This window comes from Methylobacterium terricola (genome assembly GCF_006151805.1).
Classification (GTDB): domain Bacteria; phylum Pseudomonadota; class Alphaproteobacteria; order Rhizobiales; family Beijerinckiaceae; genus Methylobacterium; species Methylobacterium terricola.
Genome location: NZ_VDDA01000005.1, coordinates 212,993 through 232,675 on the forward strand (window position 1 = coordinate 212,993; position 19,683 = coordinate 232,675).

General features: G+C 73.5%; 16 protein-coding genes. 6 read left to right on the forward strand and 10 right to left on the reverse strand.

What is annotated here, in order from left to right:
• Positions 1 to 36: 36 nt before the first annotated feature.
• The 3 genes from FF100_RS14325 to FF100_RS14335 form a co-directional block, all read right to left on the reverse strand.
• The gene (locus tag FF100_RS14325; RefSeq protein ID WP_139036368.1) at positions 37 to 2,388 is read right to left on the reverse strand and encodes a putative bifunctional diguanylate cyclase/phosphodiesterase; all 2,352 of its coding nucleotides are present in this window, start codon (positions 2,386 to 2,388) and stop codon (positions 37 to 39) included.
• A 246-nt stretch (positions 2,389 to 2,634) separates the two neighbouring features.
• Positions 2,635 to 3,138, reverse strand: coding sequence for a hypothetical protein (locus tag FF100_RS14330; protein ID WP_139036369.1), 504 nt, complete (start codon positions 3,136 to 3,138; stop codon positions 2,635 to 2,637).
• Positions 3,139 to 3,142: 4 nt separating this feature from the next.
• Entirely contained in the window at positions 3,143 to 4,621 is a 1,479-nt protein-coding gene (locus FF100_RS14335; RefSeq protein ID WP_139036370.1) for an AMP nucleosidase, read from the reverse strand.
• Positions 4,622 to 4,716: 95 nt separating this feature from the next.
• On the opposite strand from FF100_RS14335, the gene tsaA reads away from it, so the two are divergent.
• On the forward strand, positions 4,717 to 5,268 hold the full coding sequence (gene tsaA / locus FF100_RS14340) for a tRNA (N6-threonylcarbamoyladenosine(37)-N6)-methyltransferase TrmO (RefSeq protein WP_139036371.1): 552 nt from the start codon (positions 4,717 to 4,719) through the stop codon (positions 5,266 to 5,268).
• Here tsaA and FF100_RS14345 read toward each other — a convergent pair.
• From FF100_RS14345 to FF100_RS14370, 6 genes are all read right to left on the reverse strand, one after another.
• Positions 5,234 to 6,385, reverse strand: a complete 1,152-nt coding sequence (locus tag FF100_RS14345) for a GNAT family N-acetyltransferase (RefSeq protein ID WP_139036372.1) — start codon at positions 6,383 to 6,385, stop codon at positions 5,234 to 5,236. The two genes, tsaA and FF100_RS14345, sit on opposite strands and share 35 nt — an antisense overlap.
• Complete coding sequence (locus FF100_RS14350) at positions 6,382 to 7,692, reverse strand: lipopolysaccharide biosynthesis protein (RefSeq protein ID WP_139036373.1); 1,311 nt, start codon at positions 7,690 to 7,692, stop codon at positions 6,382 to 6,384. The genes FF100_RS14345 and FF100_RS14350 overlap by 4 nt, the downstream gene beginning before the upstream one ends.
• Positions 7,693 to 8,033: 341 nt before the next feature.
• Complete coding sequence (locus FF100_RS14355; protein WP_425463313.1) at positions 8,034 to 8,480, reverse strand: hypothetical protein; 447 nt, start codon at positions 8,478 to 8,480, stop codon at positions 8,034 to 8,036.
• A 216-nt stretch (positions 8,481 to 8,696) separates the two neighbouring features.
• Positions 8,697 to 9,080, reverse strand: a complete 384-nt coding sequence (locus tag FF100_RS14360; protein WP_171070169.1) for a hypothetical protein — start codon at positions 9,078 to 9,080, stop codon at positions 8,697 to 8,699.
• 89 nt (positions 9,081 to 9,169) lie between these two features.
• The gene (locus FF100_RS14365; protein WP_139036375.1) at positions 9,170 to 10,609 is read right to left on the reverse strand and encodes a UdgX family uracil-DNA binding protein; all 1,440 of its coding nucleotides are present in this window, start codon (positions 10,607 to 10,609) and stop codon (positions 9,170 to 9,172) included.
• The gene (locus FF100_RS14370) at positions 10,609 to 11,820 is read right to left on the reverse strand and encodes a putative DNA modification/repair radical SAM protein (RefSeq protein WP_139036376.1); all 1,212 of its coding nucleotides are present in this window, start codon (positions 11,818 to 11,820) and stop codon (positions 10,609 to 10,611) included. The genes FF100_RS14365 and FF100_RS14370 overlap by 1 nt, the downstream gene beginning before the upstream one ends.
• Before the next feature lie 172 nt (positions 11,821 to 11,992).
• Between FF100_RS14370 and FF100_RS14375 the strand changes: the two genes are divergently transcribed.
• Positions 11,993 to 12,202 carry a hypothetical protein gene (locus FF100_RS14375; RefSeq protein ID WP_139036377.1) on the forward strand — a complete coding sequence of 70 codons (210 nt, stop codon included), beginning with the start codon at positions 11,993 to 11,995 and terminating at the stop codon, positions 12,200 to 12,202.
• A 168-nt stretch (positions 12,203 to 12,370) separates the two neighbouring features.
• Positions 12,371 to 13,708 carry a Gfo/Idh/MocA family protein gene (locus FF100_RS14380; protein ID WP_139036378.1) on the forward strand — a complete coding sequence of 446 codons (1,338 nt, stop codon included), beginning with the start codon at positions 12,371 to 12,373 and terminating at the stop codon, positions 13,706 to 13,708.
• A gap of 18 nt (positions 13,709 to 13,726) precedes the next feature.
• Here the strand turns inward: FF100_RS14380 and FF100_RS14385 are convergent, their stop codons facing one another.
• Positions 13,727 to 14,878, reverse strand: coding sequence for a DSD1 family PLP-dependent enzyme (locus FF100_RS14385; protein WP_171070170.1), 1,152 nt, complete (start codon positions 14,876 to 14,878; stop codon positions 13,727 to 13,729).
• Positions 14,879 to 14,971: 93 nt separating this feature from the next.
• Between FF100_RS14385 and FF100_RS14390 the strand changes: the two genes are divergently transcribed.
• From FF100_RS14390 to FF100_RS14400, 3 genes are all read left to right on the forward strand, one after another.
• Positions 14,972 to 15,892, forward strand: coding sequence for a LysR family transcriptional regulator (locus tag FF100_RS14390; RefSeq protein WP_139036379.1), 921 nt, complete (start codon positions 14,972 to 14,974; stop codon positions 15,890 to 15,892).
• A 72-nt stretch (positions 15,893 to 15,964) separates the two neighbouring features.
• A complete protein-coding gene (locus tag FF100_RS14395; protein WP_139036380.1) occupies positions 15,965 to 18,142 on the forward strand; it encodes a protein-disulfide reductase DsbD family protein in 2,178 nt (725 codons plus the stop codon).
• 339 nt (positions 18,143 to 18,481) lie between these two features.
• Positions 18,482 to 19,678: an MFS transporter gene (locus FF100_RS14400; protein ID WP_139036381.1), complete on the forward strand. Its 1,197-nt coding sequence runs from the start codon at positions 18,482 to 18,484 to the stop codon at positions 19,676 to 19,678.
• Positions 19,679 to 19,683 lie beyond the last annotated feature (5 nt).

Below are 19,683 nucleotides of genomic sequence, written 5' to 3' on the forward strand. Positions count from 1 at the left end.
CGAGCGGCCCGCGTCGTCCGGGCGGATCGGCCGCCTTTACGCCGCCGCTTCCCCCCTGTCGGGCGCCTCGCGGGTGTGCTCGATGAAATGCGCCATCGGTCCGGGGCGGCCGAGGAGGTAGCCTTGCGCCTCGTGGCAGTTCTCGGCCCCCAGGAAGGCCAGCTCGGCCGAGGTCTCGACGCCCTCCGCCAGGACCGGCAGCCCCAGGCCCCGGCCGAGGCCCAGCACCGCCCGCATGATCGCCGCGGTCTCGCGGTTGACGTCGACGGCGCGGATGAACGAGCGGTCGATCTTGATCTTGTCGAACGGGAAGGCGCGCAGGTTCGACAGCGACGAGTACCCGGTGCCGAAATCGTCCATCGCGATCCGCACCCCCATCGCCTTGACCCGCCGCAGGGCGGTCAGGGCCCGGACCGGGTCGCGCACCAGGGCCGTCTCGGTGATCTCGAGCTCGAGCCGGGCGGGGGCGAGGCCGGTGGTGAACAGGACCTCGTGGACCAGCTCCGCGAAGCCCGGGGCGTGGAGCTGGACCGCCGAGACGTTGACGGCGATGCGCAGGGGCTTCTCCCAGGTGGCCGCCTCGCGGCAGGTCTCGCGCAGCACCCACTCGCCGATGGGCAGGATGCTGCCGGTCTCCTCGGCGATCGGGATGAACAGGTCGGGCGGCACCGTCCCGCGCTCCGGGTGCCGCCAGCGCAGCAGCGCCTCGAAGCCGACGACGATGCCGCTGTCGACCGCCAGCTGCGGCTGGTAGACGACCTTGAACTCCCCGCGCTCGACGGCGTGGCGCAGGTCGTGCTCGACGGCGCGCCGGTCGCGGATCTGGGCGGCGAGGATCGGCTCGAAGAACCGGCGGACGCCGCGGCCGTGGTTCTTGGCGCAGTAGAGCGCGGCGTCGGCGTGGTTGAGCAGGGTCTGGCCGTCCTCCGCATCGGTCGGGCACAGCGCGATGCCGATGCTGGTCGCCAGGATCGGCCCGGTCCCGGCCCGGGCATTGCCCTCCCGGATCACCCGCAGGATCTCCGTGGCGAGCTGTCCGGCCTCCTCCGCCGTCGCGATGTCGGGCATCAGGATCGCGAACTCGTCGCCGCCGAGGCGCGCCATCACCTGGCGCGGGCCGAGCACCGGCGCGACCCAGCGCGCCAGGGCCTGCAGCAGGCCGTCGCCCATGGCGTGGCCGTAGAGGTCGTTGACGTCCTTGAACCGGTCGAGATCGAGGCAGAGCACCGCGACGAGGTGCCCGCCCGCCCGCGCCAGGACGATCTCCTCGTCGAGGCGGGCGCGGAAGCTCGCCCGGTTCGGCAGGCCGGTCAGCGTGTCGTGGTGGGCCAGGAAGCGGATGTCGCGCTCGGCCTGGCGCCGCGCCCGCAGGTCGCGCACGGCATAGGCGTGGCAGGGCTGGTTGCCGAGGGGCCGGCGGATGACGTCGACCGGCAGCGCCTCGCCGTTCGCGCCGTGGAGCTCCGCCTCGACGACCTCGCCGCTCGCCGCGGCATCGAGGCGCCGGACCAGCGCCTCCGGCAGGATCTCGCTCACCGGTTGGCCGACCAGGGAGGCCGGCGACCGGCCGATCAGCTCGGCGAGGCTGGCATTCACCGTGACGATGCGCCGGTCCCGGCAGATCGCGATGCCCTCGACCGCGGCGTCGGCGAGGTTGCGCATCAGGTCTTGCTCGGCGCGCCGGCGCCGGACGCGGCCGTCGAGGGCCAGGCCCGTGAGGGCAAGGACGAGCAGCGTCAGGCTGGCAAATCCCAGGGACGCGGCGAACTGGCCGTCGATCGCGGTGGGCGACAGGGCGCCGCCGGCCGCGACGACCCCGAGGCCGTGCGGCAGCATCGCGGCGCAGCACAGGAGCACCGTCCCGGCAGTGCGGCTGACCGGCCCCTCGCGCAGCTCCAGGAACAACAGGGCGAGGCCGCAGAGCCCGATCGCGCCGAGGGCCGCGAGGCTGAGGCCGACGAGCCACGCCGGACCGCCTGCCGCCGACAGATCCGCCGACACCGCCGCGGCGGAGGCCGTGAGGCCGAGGCCGATCAGGCCGCCGCCGAGCCAGGGCGCGATCCGGCGCGGTGCCGAGACCGCCGCCCTCAGCCCGGTGCCGGTCAGAAGCACCATCACCATCAGGCCGAGGAGCAGGGTATCGCCGTAAGTCTGCATCACGTCGGTCGGCCGGATCGCCGCCTGGGCGATGACCTGGCTCGCCCACAGCCCGAAGCCGCCTGCGACGGCGGCGGCCGAGAGCCAGATCCCTCGGCTGGTGCCGCTGGTGAGGCGGGCATGCTGGAGCAGGTCGATCGCGGTGATCGAGGCGAGCACGCCGATCAGCAGCGACAGACCGATGAGCCGACCATCGTGCAGGGCGACCAGGGTTTCGGCGGTCTGCAACATGAAGTTTCGCGTCCGGCTCCGACTGGATGTAACCTGTCCGATGTCTGGTTGCGAACCGGTAAAAGCATTGGCGCCAAATCCCCTGGTCAGGGACGAACAGTGGAGATTGACGGCCGGCTGCTGACGCAATGCTCGCCCGCCCTCCGGCGCAGCCCGGGCTGTCGCCGGACAGAGATATAATTCCCCACCTGGCGCGAAATCCATCCACCGCAGGCGCGCGGGACTCGGCAGCAACGGCAGCCGGCGTCAGCGCGCGTCGAGGCGCAGCCGGGTGATCGCGCAGCCTCGCGCCACGATGTCCGCCGGGGCGAGGTCCGGGAACAGGCTGCCGTAGCGGCGCACCAGGGCCGCCGCCAGGGTGTCCGCGTCGCGGACCGTCGGCAGCGACGCGGCGAACAGGGCCGGCGGCACCGCCGCCACCGCCACGCCCTGGCGGATCTCGGTGCACAGGCCGGTGCGGAACCGGGTCGGGTCGAGGACCGGCAGCTCCTCGGGCCCGCCGGGGCGGCGGCGCCCGGGTCGCCGGATCGGCAGCAGCGCGTAGCGCAGGCCGACGCGGTTGATCGTGCGCTCGAGGTTGAAGTGGACGAGGTCGCGGCCGACCTCGGCCAGCCCGGAAAAGTCCTCCTCGTGCAGGCGGATCAGCGCGTCGGCGCCGAGGGAGGCGGCAAGGTCGGCGATCGCCACGACGCGCTCGGACGCGCCGTCCGCCACGGCGACATGGCGGCTGTTCGAGATCGGCAGCGGCATGCGGCTACCGGAACGGCGGCTCGTCGAAGCTGCGCAGCTTGCGCGAGTGCAGCCCGTGCCGGTTGCGCCGCAGCGAGTCGAGGGTGGCGAGCCCGATCAGGAGGTGCTCGCCCACCGCCCGCTCGTAGAAGGCATTGGCGGCCCCCGGCAGCTTGATCTCGCCGTGCAGCGGCTTGTCGGAGACGCAGAGCAGCGTGCCGTAGGGCACCCGCAGGCGGTAGCCCTGCGCCGCGATGGTGCCGCTCTCCATGTCGACGCCGATCGCCCGGGACAGGTTGATGCGCCGGCGCTCCTGCGACCAGCGCAGCTCCCAGTTGCGGTCGTCGTAGGTCACGACCGTGCCGGTCCGCAGGCGCTGCTTCAGCGCCTCCGCCCGCTCGCCGGTGACGCTGGCGGCGGCCTCCTGCAACGCCACCTGGACTTCCGCGAGCGCCGGGATCGGCACGTCCGGCGGCACCAGCTCGTCGAGGATCCGGTCGCGGCGGAGATAGCCGTGGGCGAGCACGTAGTCGCCGATGGTCTGCGACTGCCGCAGGCCCCCGCAATGGCCGACCATCAGCCAGCAATGCGGGCGCAGCACCGCCAGGTGGTCGGTGATCGTCTTGGCGTTGGACGGGCCGACGCCGATATTGACGAGGCTGGTGCCTTGTCCGTCGCGGGAGACGAGGTGGTAGGCCGGCATCTGGAACTTGTGCCAGGGCGAGGCGGCGATCAGCGCGTCGGCCTGCGCGCCCGCCGCCTCCCCGGCCTCGACCGCGACGCCGCCGGGCAGGACCAGGCGGGCGTAGCGCTCCGGCTCGGCGACCAGGGCCTTGAGCCCGACCCGCACGAACTGGTCGACGTAGCGGTGATAGTTGGTGAGCAGGATCCAGGGCTGGATCTGGCGCCAATCGGCCCCGGTATAGTGCACGAGGCGGCGCAGGGAGTAATCGACCCGCGGCCCGTCGAACAGCGCGAGCGGCCGCACCTCGTCCCCGGCCTCCTGCCAGAGCCCGTCGGCGATCTCGTCGCCGACGCTCGACAGCATCGGGGTCGGGAAATGGCGCGCCAGGTCGCTCGACGTGACGCCGCGGGCCAGTTCCGCCCCGGGTTCGACGACGTAGGGGTACGGGATCTCCTGGGCGCTCAGGCCCACCTCGATCGTGGCGCCGTAATCCTGCACCAGCGGGCGCAGCTGCTCCAGCAGGTAGGCGCGGAAATGCGCCGGCTGGGTCAGCGTGGTGGCGTAGGCGCCCGGGCCCTGGAACTTCGCGGTGGCGCGGGTGATGCGCGGCAGCGGCCCGGTCGGCCGGTAGGTCAGGCGCAGCTCGGGGTAGCGGAAGGTGAGCCGCTCGGCGGCATCGGGAGCGATGCCGTGGCTCAGGAAGCGGGTCAGCGCGTCCCGCAGGCTCCCGGTGGCGGCGGCGTGGAGCGCCGCCAGGCGATCGACCGCCGTCTCGGGGTCGGCCACCGTCTCCATCGGTCTCAGCTCGTCGGCGAACACGCGATCGGTCTCCCTGCTGCCCTGTGCGCCAGCCTATACCGGGCGCTGCCGCGGGGCGACCCGGATCCCGCGGGTTTCGGCACGGAGGCGCGGCGATGAGCGAGGCATTTGGGGAATTCGGGGCCCGCCCCGGCGAGGAGACGGCCGACCTGCCGGAGGCGTTCGATGCCGGCCTCTACTTCATCGGCCAGGTGCGCACGCCCTGGACCGTGCGGTCGGACTGCCCGCGCAACTCGGGCCAGTCGGACGCGGTCTGCACGCTCGCGGTCGACCCCCGTTTCGCCCCGGCGCTGCGCAGCCTCGCCGGCACCAGCCACCTGATCGTGCTCTACTGGATGGACCGGGCGCCGCGGAACCTGGTGGTGCAGCAGCCGCGCCACGCGCCGCGAGCCCGCGGGACCTTCGCGCTGCGCTCGCCGGCGCGGCCGAACCCGATCGCGGTCTCGGTGGTGGAGCTTCTGGACATCGAGGGCGGCCGGTTGCGGGTGCGCGGGCTCGACTGCCTCGACGGCACGCCGCTCCTCGACATCAAGCCCTATTTCGCGTCCACCGATGCGAAGCCCGAGGCCCGGGTCGGCTGGCGCGAGGCGGAGGCCGCCCCCGAGGCCGAGATCAACGGCGGCGCAGCCGGGCGAGGCGCGCCTTGAGCCAGTCCTTGGCGGCGTGCTGCCGCCGCGCCCGCGCCGCGAGGCGGTCCGGCGCCGGGCCCTCCGGCGGCGAGAGCACGATCTCGGCGATCCGGGCGCGCTCGGGATAGAGGTCGTCGAGCACCGCGCTCGCCAGCGTCGCCGAATCGAGCCTGTCGGCGAAGCGGGTCTCGTGCAGCGCCCGCACGATCTCGGCCTCGAGCAGCACGCCGGGGGCGAGGGCGCGCAGATCCTCGTCATAGGCGGTCTTGAGCAGGGTGGCGGTGCCGTTGCAGACCAGCGCGAGGCTCGCGGCGACGACGCGCCCGTCGAGGCGCAGGAGGTCGGCCCGGGCGGTCACCGGCCCGTCGCCGGCGCTAAACAGGGCTCGCGCCAGGCCGGCGGTCCGCGGGTCGCAGGCGAGCGCGGTGCCGGCCCGTCCCTTCCAGCCGCTCCGCTCGAGGGCCAGGAAGGCGTCGACCGCGTGCCCCAGATCCCCGTCCGGCCCGACCGCCTCGACCGTCACGGCGCCGGCCTCGTCGAGCCGCCGCCGGCGGCGGCGCAGGTCCTTGAGCCGCCCCTTGTGCGGATGCTGCTTCAGGAACGCATCGTGGCTCGGGCGCCGGTCGAGGACCGGGCGCAGGAACCCGGCGACCTCCGCCGTGCCCCAGCCGTCATGGGTCAGCGCGGCGAGGAATTCCGGACCGGCCGCCCCGTCCATCGGCAGGAGCGGCCACCACCACGCGACGCCCAGGGTCCGCATCCCGGCAGCGAGGGCCGCCAGCGCCGGGGCGGACTCGATTCCCGCTCCCACCAGCGGCGCGGTGACCGTGAGATAGGGCGAGGCGAAGGGCCGGGCGATCCGGCCGAGCCCGAGGGGGCCGCGCCCGAGGCGGAACGGCAGCAGCGCCAGGAGGTCCGGGCCGCGCCGCACGACGAGGCAGGGCAGATCCGCCGGCACGAGGCCGTGGTCGCGATGCGCCGCCATGACCCGCCGCGAATAGTCCGGGTTCGACCCGGCGGAGCGGGCGGTCAGCGCATCCCAGGCGGCGGGCTCGCGGGCGAGGTCGGCCAGGGTGGTGACCGTGCAGGTCGGGGCCGCGGCGCGCGCGGTCGGGATCGTCGCGTGGGCGTTCATCGGGCGAAGGCCGGGGTGAGGAGGCCGAGGCGGCGGCGGGCGAGCAGCGCCAGCGCCGCCCCCCGCCCCGCGGTGACGAGGCCGGCCGCGAGCGCCGCCCCGGTGAGGCCGAGGACCGGCACCAGGGCCAGGGTGAGAATCACCGCCGCCGCCAGGAGCGCGACCGTGACGGCGGCGCAGGCGCGCTCGGCGCCGAGCATCGTCAGCAGGTCCTCGGCCGGTCCGAAGACGGCGGCGAGGCCGTGCCCGGCGACCAGGAGGGCCAGCAGCGGCAGGGCGGCGCGGAAATCCGGCCCGAACAGCCCGAGGAGCAGCGGCCCCGCCGCCACGACGGCAAGGCCGGTGGCGAGCGTGGCGGCGAGCGTCAGCCGCGACCAGCGCCGGACCAGGGCCTCGAGCCCGGCCCGGTCGCCCTGCGCCTGCGCCTCGGCGAAACGCTGCGCCGTCACCGAGGAGGCGGCGTACTGGACGAAGACCACGAATTGCAGGAGCCGCGTCGCCGCGAAATAGGCGCCGACCTCGGCCGGCGGCAGCAGGAAGCCGAGGATCAGCACGTCGACGAAGTTGAACCCGGAGCCGGCAAGGTCGATCAGCGCCATCGGCAGGGCCGCCCGCAGCCAGTCGCGCCAGGGGTAGAGCGCCCGGTCCGGGTGCCGCTCGGACCTCAGGCGCCGCAGCAGCAGGCCCGCCTGGAGCGCCAGCGACAGGGCGGTGGCGGCGAGCGTGCAGGCGACCGCGACCGCGGCCTCGGCCGGTGCCCCGAGGGCGACCGCCGCCAGCATCGCGGCCATGATGAGGCTCTGGCGCAGCAGGTAGGGAGGCGCGACGGCGAGCAGCGTCCAGTGGCGGCCGCGCGCCACGCCCTCGCAGAAATCCTGGAGGGCGAAGAGCGGCAGCACCAGTGCCGCCACGAGCAGCGGGGCGGCATAGGCCGGCCCGACGAGGCCGGGCACGAGCCAGACGAGGGCGGCACCCAGTCCCGCCAGGACGGCGCCGGCCGCGAGGGAGAAGACCGCGCCGAAGGCGAGGAATCCGCGCGCCGGCCCAGCCGCCCCTTGCGCCCGGTAGGTCGGCAGGAAGCGGCAGGCGGCCTGCGACAGGCCCCAGGTCGAGGCATGGCCGAGGAGCGCGGTCCAGACCCAGACCGTGGCGAAGATCCCGTATTCCTCGCCGCCCATCAGGCGCGCCATCAGCACCTGGGCGACGAAGGCGCAGGCCGCCGCGGCGATCCGCACGCCGAACACCGCGAGCGCGGTGCCGGCGCCGCCGGCCGCCTCCGCCTCGCCGAGGGACATCCCGGCCGCCATCCCGTCGCTCCGTTCAAGCGCCGCGCCAAAATCCTGGATAGCGGGTCGGGCTTGCGGGCGGGTTAAGTGCGACGGGAGAAATGCGCGGCGTTCCACCCGACCCCTCCCCCCCTGTGCGGCGGAGGGGGCCCTCGAAGCGCGGCGGGAGACAGGTCGAAGGTTCCGGACGCGATGGGACCGTTCTGAAAGGCGCGAGCCGGATCCACGCCGCGCTGCCCCTCTCCCGGCCTGCTCCGCCGAGAGGAGAGTCGGCCCGCGCGTCACAGATGACCCGCGCGGAACGATTACCCCGCGAAACAGGTCAATTCATAAAAATCCGCGATCCCGTCGCCAGGTCCCGGTCACGGCTCCTCGGCCGACACCGCCGCCGGCGTCTCGCTGTCCGGCCGCGGCTCCGCATTGGCGAAGGCCTTGGTCGTCAGCAGCGGCTCCAGCCGCCGGGCGAGTTCCTGGCCGAGATGGCGCGCGTAGGGGCCCGTGAAGTAGCGGCCGCCGGCGCCACGGCCGTCGAGGTGGTCGCGGGCCTTGGTCATCGCGTCGACCTCGGGCCGGCACAGGAAGCCGATGACGCCGGCGGCCTCGTACCAGCGGCCGGCCCGGGCATGGGCGAGGGCCGCCGGGTTGTTGCCGATGGTCTCCGCGAAACAATCGGTCGCGGCCTGTTCCAGGGGAACAAGCACCGCGCGCCGGTGCTCGGCACGGGACGGAGCGGCCACGGCCGGGTGGGCCGCGGCGGCCAGTTCCATTGCCGCGAGGGTGCAGATCGCGCTGTACAGCAGAGCTTTCATCATCCGGGCCTCGGCCGAATCAAACGCCTCTATCCCGGCAAGCCTCATGCCGATCAAGGGCGGATCTTGGGCGAAACCTGGAACGGGCGCGATTTTCGCGCCCTGTGTTACGGCTGCAAAGCGTCATCGGCCGATCCGGCCGCCCGGCGACGCTCGGGCCGTCCGCGACGCCTGCGTCAGCCGCGGCGCTTCCAGGTCAGCCGCGGCGCTTCCACGTCAGCCGCGGCGCTCGGCGTTCCAGCGGCCCTTGCAGGAGGTGGAGCCGGAGGTGGTCCAGGTGCCGTTGCCGCTGCCCTCGGTGCCGAGGCGGCCGACCACCTGGGCGGCGGCGTCGCCCCGGCTGATCGTCGCCCTCACGGCGCCGCTCGGCTGCACCCGCCCGGAGACGGTGAAATCGCCGCCGCCGGCGTAGCGGGCCTGGCCGTTCTGGATGATCACGCCGTAGCGATAGGCGCGGTCGCAGGAGCCGCTCTCGGTGATGACCTCGACGCTCCAGGTGCCGTCGAAGCGGTCCGGCGCCTTGGCGGCGGTCCTGGCGATGGCGGGCGCGGCGGCGCCCAGACAGATTCCCGCCGCGAGGGCGGACACGATCAGCCTCATGGTCCTCAGGTCCCGGTTTTTGTCTCGCGACAAACTCGGCAGGACGGGCTTGGTTTCCGAAGGGCCCCGTCGGGACGCGGTTTCGGGGTCTATCCGACGGCACCGGCGGGCTCGGCCGCCAGGAGCGCGGCGCGCCGCAGGTCGCCGACGAAGGCCTCGTAGGCCTCCGGCCGCGCCGCATCGGGCAGGCGCAGCAGGTAGGACGGGTGGACGGTGATGAAGCCGTCGAACGGCTTGCCCGCGAAGGCCGCCGGCCCACGGGCGCGGGTGATCGGGATCTGGCGGCCGGACAGGGCCAGGACCGCGGTGGCGCCGAGCGCCACGACGAGGCGCGGGGCCACGAAGGCGAGCTCGCGGTCGAGCCACCAGCGGTAATGCGCGACCTCGCCGGCGGTCGGCGATTGGTGCAGGCGCCGCTTGCCCCGCATCTCGAACTTGAAGTGCTTGACCGCATTGGTGAGGTAGGACCGATCGCGGTCGATCCCCGCCTCCCGCAGGGCCCGCGCCAGCAGCTGGCCCGCCGGGCCGACGAAGGGCCGCCCCTGCAGGTCCTCCTGATCGCCCGGCTGCTCGCCGACGAAGGCGATGGCGGCCCCCAGTGGCCCTTCTCCAAGTACCGCCTGCGTCGCTCCGGGCACCAGCGGCTCGGAGGCGCGGATCACCGCGTTCAGCGCCTCCAGCGAGGCGGGCTCCTGCGCCGCCATGGCGGCGAGCGCCCGGGCCGGCACCCGCTTCGCCGGTGCCTCCGGGGCACGCTCGATCATCGCGCCGACCCGTTGCCCGGCCGCGCGCACGAGCCCGGGGATCGCCGCGGTCTCGGGCATGTTGTGCCAGTACTTCTTCGGCATCTCCGCCCGCATCGCCGCGAGGTTGGTGCGGGCGGGGTTGAAGGTGCTGGAATAATAGTCGGTCCAGCCAGCCTCGAAGGCGTCCTGCTCGGGCACGTCCTCGCGCCGCCCCGGCGGGCCGAACGACAGGGCGCGCCCATCCCAATGCGCCGAGCCGTCCGGCGTCAGGATCGACCAGTCGAAGGACGGGAAGCGGGCGGAGAAGAACGGCGCCGCTTCCGCCAGGATGTGGTGCTCGGGCTCGAACCAGGCGGCGAACCGCTCGCGCCCTCCCTCCCCCGTGCCGGCCCGGCGGAAGCGCAGGAAGGCGTGCATCTTGTGCAGGTCGCGACCGATCGCCTTGCGCATCAGGTGCAGGCGATGGACCAGCGGGTCGCTGGCGACCTCGGCGATGTGGCGCTCGCCGTCCGCGACCCGCCGGACCAGCCGGTGGAGGAGGCCGTAGCGCTCGGGGTCGCGGTGCATGACGACGGCGGGGATGAGGGCGGCCACCGCCCGCGGCAGCGCGAGGGCCGGTGCCGGTCCGGCCTCCGGCCCGTCCTCGGGAAACAGCGACTGCGCCTCCCCGGCGATCCAGGTCACCGCGTCCGGCGCCACGCCGTCATGGACCAGCCGCCGGACCGCCGCGCGAAATCCGTCGAGATCGGCGCCCGGCCGCAGGCGGATGGTGCGACCCGTCATCAGAACAGGCTCAGCTGGCGCGGCGGCTCGGCGAGGCGGGCGCGCAGGTCGAGCCGGTCGGTGAGCCGCACCGGCGCGTAGTCGGCCGCGATCAGGAACGGCCGGGCGCGCTTCAGCCCCGAGGTCAGCCGCGCCACATCGTCGAGCCGCAAGGTGGCATGCCGGCGCGCCGCCACGATCTTGTCGACCGCCCGCACGCCGAGACCCGGCACCCGCAACAGCATCTCGCGGTCGGCCTTGTTGACGTCGACCGGGAACTTGTCGCGGTTGCGCAGCGCCCAGGCGAGCTTCGGGTCGACGTCGAGGGCGAGCATGCCGGATTCGGTCGCCCCCGCCACGTCGTCGGGCGAGAACTCGTAGTACCGCATCAGCCAGTCGGCCTGGTACAGCCGGTGCTCGCGCTGGAGCGGCGGGGATTTGCTCGGCAGGATCGAGGCCGCGTCGGGGATCGGGCTGAACGCCGAGTAGTAGATCCGCTTGAGGCCGTAATGGTCGTACAGGCGGGCGCTGGTCCGGATCAGCGATTCGTCGGTGCTGGCATCCGCCCCGACGATCACCTGCGTCGATTGCCCGGCGGGGGCGAAGCGGCGCTTCTCCTCCTTGGCCTGCAGGATGCGCTCGCCCATCTGGCCCATCGCGGTCTGGATCGCGGCGCCGTCCTTCTCCGGCGCCAGGCGCTCCAGGCTCGCCTCGGTCGGCAATTCGAGGTTGATCGACAGCCGGTCGGCGTAGAGCCCGGCCTGCTCGATCAGCCACGGGCTCGCCTCGGGGATGGTCTTCAGGTGGATGTAGCCGCGAAAGCCGTGGCGCTGCCGCAGGGTCTTGGCCACCCGGATCAGCTGCTCCATCGTGTGGTCGGGCGAGCGGATGATCCCGGAGGAGAGGAACAGCCCCTCGATGTAGTTGCGCTTGTAGAACTCGACCGTCAGCGTCACCACCTCGTCGACCGAGAACCGGGCCCGGCGCACGTTCGACGAGCGCCGGTTGACGCAATAGGCACAGTCGAACAAACAGTAATTGGTGAGCAGGATCTTGAGCAGCGAGACGCAGCGCCCGTCCGGCGTATAGGCGTGGCAGATGCCGGCCCCGGTGGTCGAGCCGAGCCCGCCGGCCTCGGCCTTGCGCTTCGGCGCCCCGGACGAGGCGCAGGAGGCATCGTACTTCGCCGCATCGGCGAGGATCGTCAGCTTCTTCTTCAGGGCATCGTCCATGGCCGCAACCTGGGCTCTGTTCCTGCTTCGTTCAAGGCGGAAGGCGACGCATCCCCGTGGTCGAAAGCCGCATCGGGGGCGAGGGCACCGGGCTGCGCCCGTCGGGAACCCGCCCCGTGCCCCATCGTTGTCTGCCCGATTGGAGTTCTTCTAATTCGCAAGGAGGCACGACATGGCGACCACCCCGTCCGCGAACTGCCACAGCTGCCGCTACTACGACGACCACAAGGTCAATGGTGCCGCCGCGCAGGGAGAAGAGGGCCTGTGCCGCTTCAACCCGCCGGTGAGCCAGCCGGAGCCGCAGGGCCACGGCCTGTGGCCGGTGGTCTCGGCCCAGGATTGGTGCGGGCACTTCTCGCCGGAGATGATGGCGGGCGAGTAAGCCGTCCGTCAGGGTGAGCTTCAAGGAGGGCCGGCCCATCAGGGTCGGCCTTTCAATTGTTTAAGGCTTCGGTCCACCATCCCGCCGGGCGGACCGCCTGCACCATCGGAACCCCGCCACCCCCGACACGTTGCGCAGGCTCCCTCCCTCAACCCGGATGGTCAGCCGATGCCGGACGACGTCACCGCCCTCTCGCGCCGCAGCCTGATGATGGCCGGCGGCGCCACCCTGGTGGGGATCGGCAGCGCGTCGGCGCAAGGGGTCCCCGGCCCCCAGCGCCCGGTCGATACCGGCAAGGTCGAGGACGGGCGCGTGTCGTTTCCGAACTGGCGCGGTCCGTCGGACCGTCCTTCCCCGCCCCCGCCGGCGCCGCTGCCGCCCGGTGAGCGCGTCGGCTTCGCCATCGTGGGTCTCGGCCGGCTCTCGCTCGAGGAGATCCTTCCCGCCTTCGGCGAGTGCCGCAAGGCGCGGCCCGTGGCGCTGATGTCGGGCTCGCCCGACAAGGCTAAGGCGGTGGCGGCGCAGTACGGGATCAAGCCGGAGGCGGTCCACGGCTATGACGGCTGGGATGCGCTCGCCCGCAATCCGGAGGTGAAGGCGGTCTACATCGTGACCCCGAACGCCCTGCACCGCGACCAGGTGATCGCTGCGGCGGGCGCCGGCAAGCACGTGCTGTGCGAGAAGCCGATGGCGGTCTCGTCCGGCGAGGCGCGGGCGATGATCGACGCCTGCGCGGCCGCGAAGGTCAAGCTGATGATCGCCTATCGCTGCCAGTACGAGCCCTACAACCGCGAGGTCGTGCGGCTGGCGCGGGGTGGGAAGTACGGCAAGGTCAAGCTGATCGAGGCGACCAACACCCAGACCATGAGCCTGCCCGAGCAGTGGCGCATGAAGAAGGCGCTCGCCGGCGGCGGCGCGCTGCCGGATATCGGGCTCTACTGCCTCAACGGCGTGCGGGCGCTGATGGGCGAGGAGCCGGTCTCGGTCCAGGCGCAGATCCAGTCGCCGGACGATCCGCTCTACCGCGAGGTCGAGGAGACGGTGGCCTTCACCCTGCGGTTTCCCTCCGGCGCGCTGGCCCTCTGCTCCACCAGCTACGGCGCGCACGAGACGCGCTCGCTCACCGTGCAGGCCGAGGGCGGCGCGATCCAGCTCCAGAACGCCTTCGCGTATCAGGGCCAGCGCCTGTTCCTGAGCCACCGCGAGGGCAAGGCCGAGGCGCGCGAGGAGCGCGTGCTGGGGGAGAAGAACCAGTTCGCCCTCGAGATCGATCACATGGCGACCTGCATCCTGGAGAACCGCATCCCCCGCACCCCGGGCGAGGAGGGCCTGCAGGACCAGATCCTGATGGAGGCGATCTATGAGTCCGCCCGGACCGGCCAGAGCGTGGCGCTCAAGCCGCCGGAGCGGAGCGTGGCCAAGGGCGACAAGGACCAGGGCGAGAAGGGACGGGACGGCAAGCCCCTCGATCCGACCCGCGGCCCCGAGCCGGAGGATGCGGGCTGACCGGGGCGGCGATGGTGTCTACCACCCGTTGATCCGCGGCCACACCGCCGTCACGCGGTTCTCGCCGTCGAGGACGTGGTAGCGGTCGTGCTGCGCGCCGGTGGCGCAGGCATGGTTCGGCAGGATGCGGATCTGCGCGCCGATCGCCAGGTCCGGCAGGACGGCATCCGAACCTGCCCTCACGGCGACGATGCCGTGCTCCTGGTTGGCGTCCGTCACCAGGAGGTCCGGATAGGGCCGGCCGGCAAGGTCGCAGACGAGGCCGTAGCCCTGGTCGACCGCCTGGCGCGCGGTGCCGCGGTCGCGCGACAGGGCCATCCAGCCGGCATCGACGATGATCCAGCCCTTCGCCCGCTGGTGGCCGATCACGGTCGCGAGCACCGACACGGCGATGTCCCCGACCGCGACCGAGCCGACGCCGGCCTGGAACAGGTCGCCGAGCATGTAGACACCGGCCCGGACCTCGGTGATGCCGGTGAGGTCGCGGGCGAAGCGCGCGGTCGGGGTCGAGCCGACACTGACCACCGGGCAGGGCAAACCCGCCGCCCGAAGGGCACCCGCCGCCGTCACCGCGGCGAGCCGCTCGTGCTCCGCCGCCGCCGCGAGCGCCTCGGGATCGCGCAAGCCGTAGCTGTCGCCGGCATGCAGCATCACGCCGCGCAATTCCGCGCCGCCCTCCGTGAGCGCGCGGCCGATCGCCACCAGGGTGTCGCCGTCATCGGGCGCGACGCCGGAGCGGTGGCCGTCGGCATCGACCTCGATCAGCACCGGCACCGGGTCGCCGCTCGCGCGGGCGTGGAATCCCACCGCTTCCGCCTGCTCCAGGCTGTCGAGGACGATTGCGAGGTCAGTGCCCCCGGCGCGGATCGCCGCGACCCGGGGCAGCTTCGTCGGGGCGATGCCGACGCCGTAGATCAAGTCGCGCACGCCGCCGGCGGCGAAGAACTCGGCTTCCCGCAGGGTCGAGACGGTCGCCGGCCCCGTGGGCGACGCCATGGCGATGCGGCCGACCTCCAGGGACTTCGCCGTCTTGAGATGAGGCCGCAAGGTCACGCCGAGGCCGGCGAGATGGGCGCGCATCCGCTCGGCATTGGCACGCAGGCGCGCCTCGTCGAGGAGCAGGCAGGGGGTCGGCAGGGTGTCGAGCGGCTCGACCATGATCGCGTCCATCCTCCCGTCGCGACGATTCCGGCCCGCAGGAAGCACGGGACGGGCGCGGCCCGCCATTAACGCCGTCTGCCTCCTGCATTAAGCTCGCTCTTCATGCTCGGCCCCGACGACCTCCGCTTCTTCCTCGCCATCGCCGAGGCGCCCTCCCTGGCGGCGGCGTCCCGCGCCCTCGACGTGTCGCCTCCGGCGGTGACCCAGCGCCTGCGCGCCCTCGAGGAGCGGCTCGGCGTGCATCTCGTCGACCGGACCGGGCGCCATCTCTCGCTCACCGACGAGGGCGAACTGGTTGCCGAGCGCGGCCGGGCGATCCTCGGCTCCCTCGGCGACCTCGACGAGGCGCTCGCCGCCCGGCGCGGGCAGGTGGTCGGGCATCTGCGGATCGTCGCGCCGCTCGGCTTCGGACGGGCTTATGTCGCCCCGGTCGCCGGTTCGTTCCAGGCCGCGCATCCGGAGGTCGCGATCGACCTGAGGCTGTCCGACCGGATCGGCGGCGTGCCGGAGGCGGCCTTCGACCTCGCGATCCATGTCGGCCCGATCGCTCACGCGGCACCCGGCCTGATCGCCCGCCGCCTCGCCCCGAACGACCGGCTCCTCTGCGCGAGCCCGTCCTACCTCGCCGCTCACGGCCACCCGGCGTGCCCCGGCGACCTGCGGGCGCATGCCTGCATCGCCCTGCGGGAGAACGACGAGGACGTGACCCTGTGGCGGTTCCGACAGGACGGCACCGAGGACCGGGTGCGGATCGAGCCGCGCCTGTCGAGCAACGACGGCGAGGTCGTGCGCGGCTGGGCGCTCGCCGGGCGCGGCCTCATCCTGCGCTCGGAATGGGACGTCGCCGGCGACCTGCGGGCCGGGCGCCTGGTCCGGCTCCTGCCCGGCTACGCCCTGCCGGACGCCCCCGTGACCGCGCTCCTCGGCGCCCGGCGCCAGGCCCGCGCCGCCCGCACCCGGCGCTTCCTCGACGCGCTCGCAAGCGCCCTCGACCCGCCGCCGTGGCGTCCCTCAACGCCCTGACGCCCCGCGCCTCACGCGAACGCGATGCCGACGGCCTCGCCAGCGCCGCAGAGTCCGGGTAACCCGGAAGCCATGTCCCCTCGCCGCCTCGCCCGCCTGCTCGTCGTCCTCGGATCCTGGATCCTCGGTTCCTCGCTCGGCCCCGCCGGGGCGCAGGCGCCGCGGCCGTCGAAATACGCCGATCTCGTCCGGGCCGAGCTGGTGACCGAGGAGAGCGCCGTCGCCCCGGGCGCCACGCTCACCGCCGGGGTGCGGCTGACGATGAAGCCGGGCTGGCATGTCTATTGGCGCAATCCGGGCGATTCCGGCCTGCCGCCGGAGATCGCCTGGACGCTGCCGGCGGGGTTCTCCGCCGGGGCGGTCGCGTGGCCGGCACCGGAGCGGATCCCGGTCGCCGACCTGATGAATTTCGGCTACGAGGGCGAGGTGCTGCTGGCGGTGCCGATCGCCGTGCCCGACACGCTCGGGGCAGGCCCCGTCGCCCTCAAGGCCAAGGTTTCCTATCTCGTTTGCGAGCGCGAATGCGTGCCCGGCGAGGCCCTGCTCTCGGCGAGCCTGCCGGTGGCGCCCGCCGGCACAAGCCCGCGGCCCGATCCCCGCGCGGCAGCTCTGTTCGCGCAAGCGCGCGAGCGCCTGCCGATGCCGGCGCCATGGCCGGTGCGGATGCGCCAGGACGGCGGAACCCCGGTGCTCGACATCGAGGCGCCGGGGCTGAAGGCCCGCGACGTCGCGTTCTTCCCCTACTCCGAGACCGCCCTGGAGCACGCCGCCGCGCAAACCGCGACCGGCGATGCGACCGGCCTGCACCTGCGGCTGCAACGCAGCAGCCAGGCCGCCGCCGATGCCCCCGCTCCCCGCGCCGACGGCGTCCTGACCCTCACCGAAGACACCGGGTCGGGTCCGGTGCGCCGCGCCTACGCTCTCGGCGAGGCGACGCCAGCCGCGGCACCGGCCGCGAGTGCCCCGGTCTCCGCTCCCGTCCCGCCCGCTCCCGTTCCGGAGGCCGAGGGCCTGTGGCAGGCGGCGTTGCTCGCCTTCCTGGGCGGGCTCCTGCTCAACCTGATGCCCTGCGTCTTCCCGGTCCTGTCGATCAAGGTGCTGAGCCTGGTGCGCCATTCCGGCGAGAGCCCGGGCCGGGTGCGGCTGCACGGGCTTGCCTACGCGGCCGGGGTGCTGGCGACGTTCCTGAGCCTCGCCGGTCTGTTGATCGCGCTCCGGGCCGGTGGGGCGCAGATCGGCTGGGGCTTCCAGCTGCAATCGCCCCTGGTGGTGGCGGGCCTCGCTTATGGGCTGTTCGCCATGGGCCTCAGCCTGTCGGGCGTGTGGCATCTCGGTGGCCGGGCGGCCGGCTTGGGCGACGGGCTGACCCGGCGTGCCGGGCTCGAGGGCTCGTTCTTCACCGGCGTTCTCGCCACACTCGTCGCCACGCCCTGCACCGCGCCGTTCATGGGGGCTGCCATCGGCTACGGGCTGACCCAGGGGGCTCCGGTCGCCCTCACGGTCTTTGCCGCGCTCGGCCTCGGCCTCGCCCTGCCCTTCGCCCTGCTGGCGGCCTGGCCGGCCCTGCTTCGCCGCCTGCCGCGGCCCGGCGCCTGGATGGAGACCCTGAAGGGCGTCCTCGCCTTCCCGCTCTACCTCACGGTGGCGTGGCTGGTCTGGGTGCTGAGCCAGCAGGCCGGGCCGACCGGGCTGATGGCCGGGCTCACCGGCCTGGTGCTGGTGGCGTTCTTCGCCTGGATCCTGGAGCGCGGGCGGACGGCCGGGACGCTGTTCCGGCGCGTCGGGCAGGTCGCGGCTCTTCTCGCCCTGCTGGGCCTTGCCGGACTCCTGGCGGTGCTCGACCGCGACCGCGCCGGCCCCGTCAGCGTGGCCTCCGCCGACGGAATCGAGCCGTTCAGCCAAGCCCGGCTCGACGCCCTGCTCGCCGCGCGCCGGCCGGTCTTCGTCAACATGACGGCGGCGTGGTGCATCACCTGCCAGGTCAATGACCGCGCGACCTTGCGGGCGGCTTCGGTGCGCGATGCCTTCAAGGCGCACGACGTCGCGCAGCTCACCGGCGACTGGACCAACCAGAACCCCGAGATCACCCGGGTGCTGGAGGCCAACGGCCGCTCGGGCGTGCCGCTCTACCTGCTGTATGACGGCCGCGGCGGCGTCGCGGTGCTGCCGCAGATCCTGACCGAGGCGGCGATCCGCGCTGCCCTGGCGGCCCTGCCGGCGGGCACCGGGCCGCGGGCCGCCCTGCGGTGAGGGAGCGCTTGGCCTGGACCGGCAGGGTTCGCACCCGCGCCGTCAGTCCCGGGGCCGCGCCGCTGTCGACCGTAAGCCGACCCCCCTTCCCGGCTCTCCGTCCGCCGATGCCGCACCCGTCCAAGGAAGGGCAGCGTCACGAAAATCTCCAGCTCACGGGGCGAGGCTGAACCCTTCCCGATGGATCGACCAAGCCGCCGGCAGGCCGACCAAGCCGCCGGCAGGCCGACCAAGCCGCCGGCAGGCCGACCAAGCCGCCCGCAGCCCAGCCATGCGACACCGGGGCTGAACCCGCAGCCCCCTTCCGTCTTATGCTGCAATGCAGCACTGAGGACGGCGATGCAGCACACTCTCGAACACGGCGCCGGCGCCGGCGCCGCCGCGACCGGGCGGTCCGCGTCCCTGGCGCTCCTGGCGCTGGCGGCGGCCTCCTTCGGCATCGGCACGACCGAGTTCGTCATCATGGGGCTCCTGCCCGAGATGGCGACCGATCTCAGGGTCAGCATCCCGACGGCCGGCCTGCTCGTGACCGGCTACGCGCTCAGCGTCACCTTCGGCTCGCCGGTGGTGGCGGTGCTGCTGTCGCGCCTCGACCGGCGGCGGGCGCTCCTGGTGCTGGTCGGCCTGTTCATCCTCGGCAACGCGCTCTGCGCCTTGAGCCCCGATTACCGCCTCCTGATGCTCGCCCGCATCGTCACGGCGCTTTGCCACGGCGCCTTCTTCGGCCTCGGCTCGGTGGTGGCGGCGGACCTGGTGCCCCCGCACCGCAAGGCGAGCGCCATCGCCATCATGTTCACCGGGCTCACGCTGGCCAACGTGCTTGGCGTGCCGTTCGGCACCGCGCTCGGCCACGCGCTCGGCTGGCGGGCGACGTTCTGGGCCGTGGTCGGGATCGGCTTCGTGGCGGCCGCCGCCCTCGTCGCCTGGCTGCCGCGTTACCTGCCCTCCGAATCCGGCAACCTCCTGTCGGAGATGCGGGTGCTGCGCCGGCCCCAGGTGGTGCTCGCCATGCTGCTCAGTGTGCTGGCCTCCGCGAGCCTGTTCAGCGTCTTCACCTACGTGGCGCCGCTGCTCGCGGCCACCGCCGGGGCGACGCCCTCGGCGATCACCGGCGTGCTGCTGCTGTTCGGCGTCGGGCTGACGGTCGGCAACGTGCTCGGCGGCCGCCTCGGCGACTGGCGCCAGATGCCCTCGGTGATCGGGCTGGCGCTGGCCCTCGTCGCGGTGCTGCTGGCGCTCGTGCCGGCGAGCGCCGCCCTGATGCCCGCCACCGCGCTGATCGGCCTGTGGGGCATCCTCGCCTTCGCCCTGGTGGCGCCGTTGCAGCTGCGGGTGCTCACCGCGGCCGACGGCGCCCGCAACCTCGCCTCGACGGTCAACCAGGGCGCCTTCAACCTCGGCAACGCGCTCGGCGCCTGGATCGGCGGCGTCGCCATCACGGCAGGGCTCGGCTACGGCCACCTGCCGCTGATCGGCGCGGGACTGGCCCTGGCGGTGGCCGGCGTCGGCGTGGTGGCGCACCGGATGGACCGCTGAGAGCG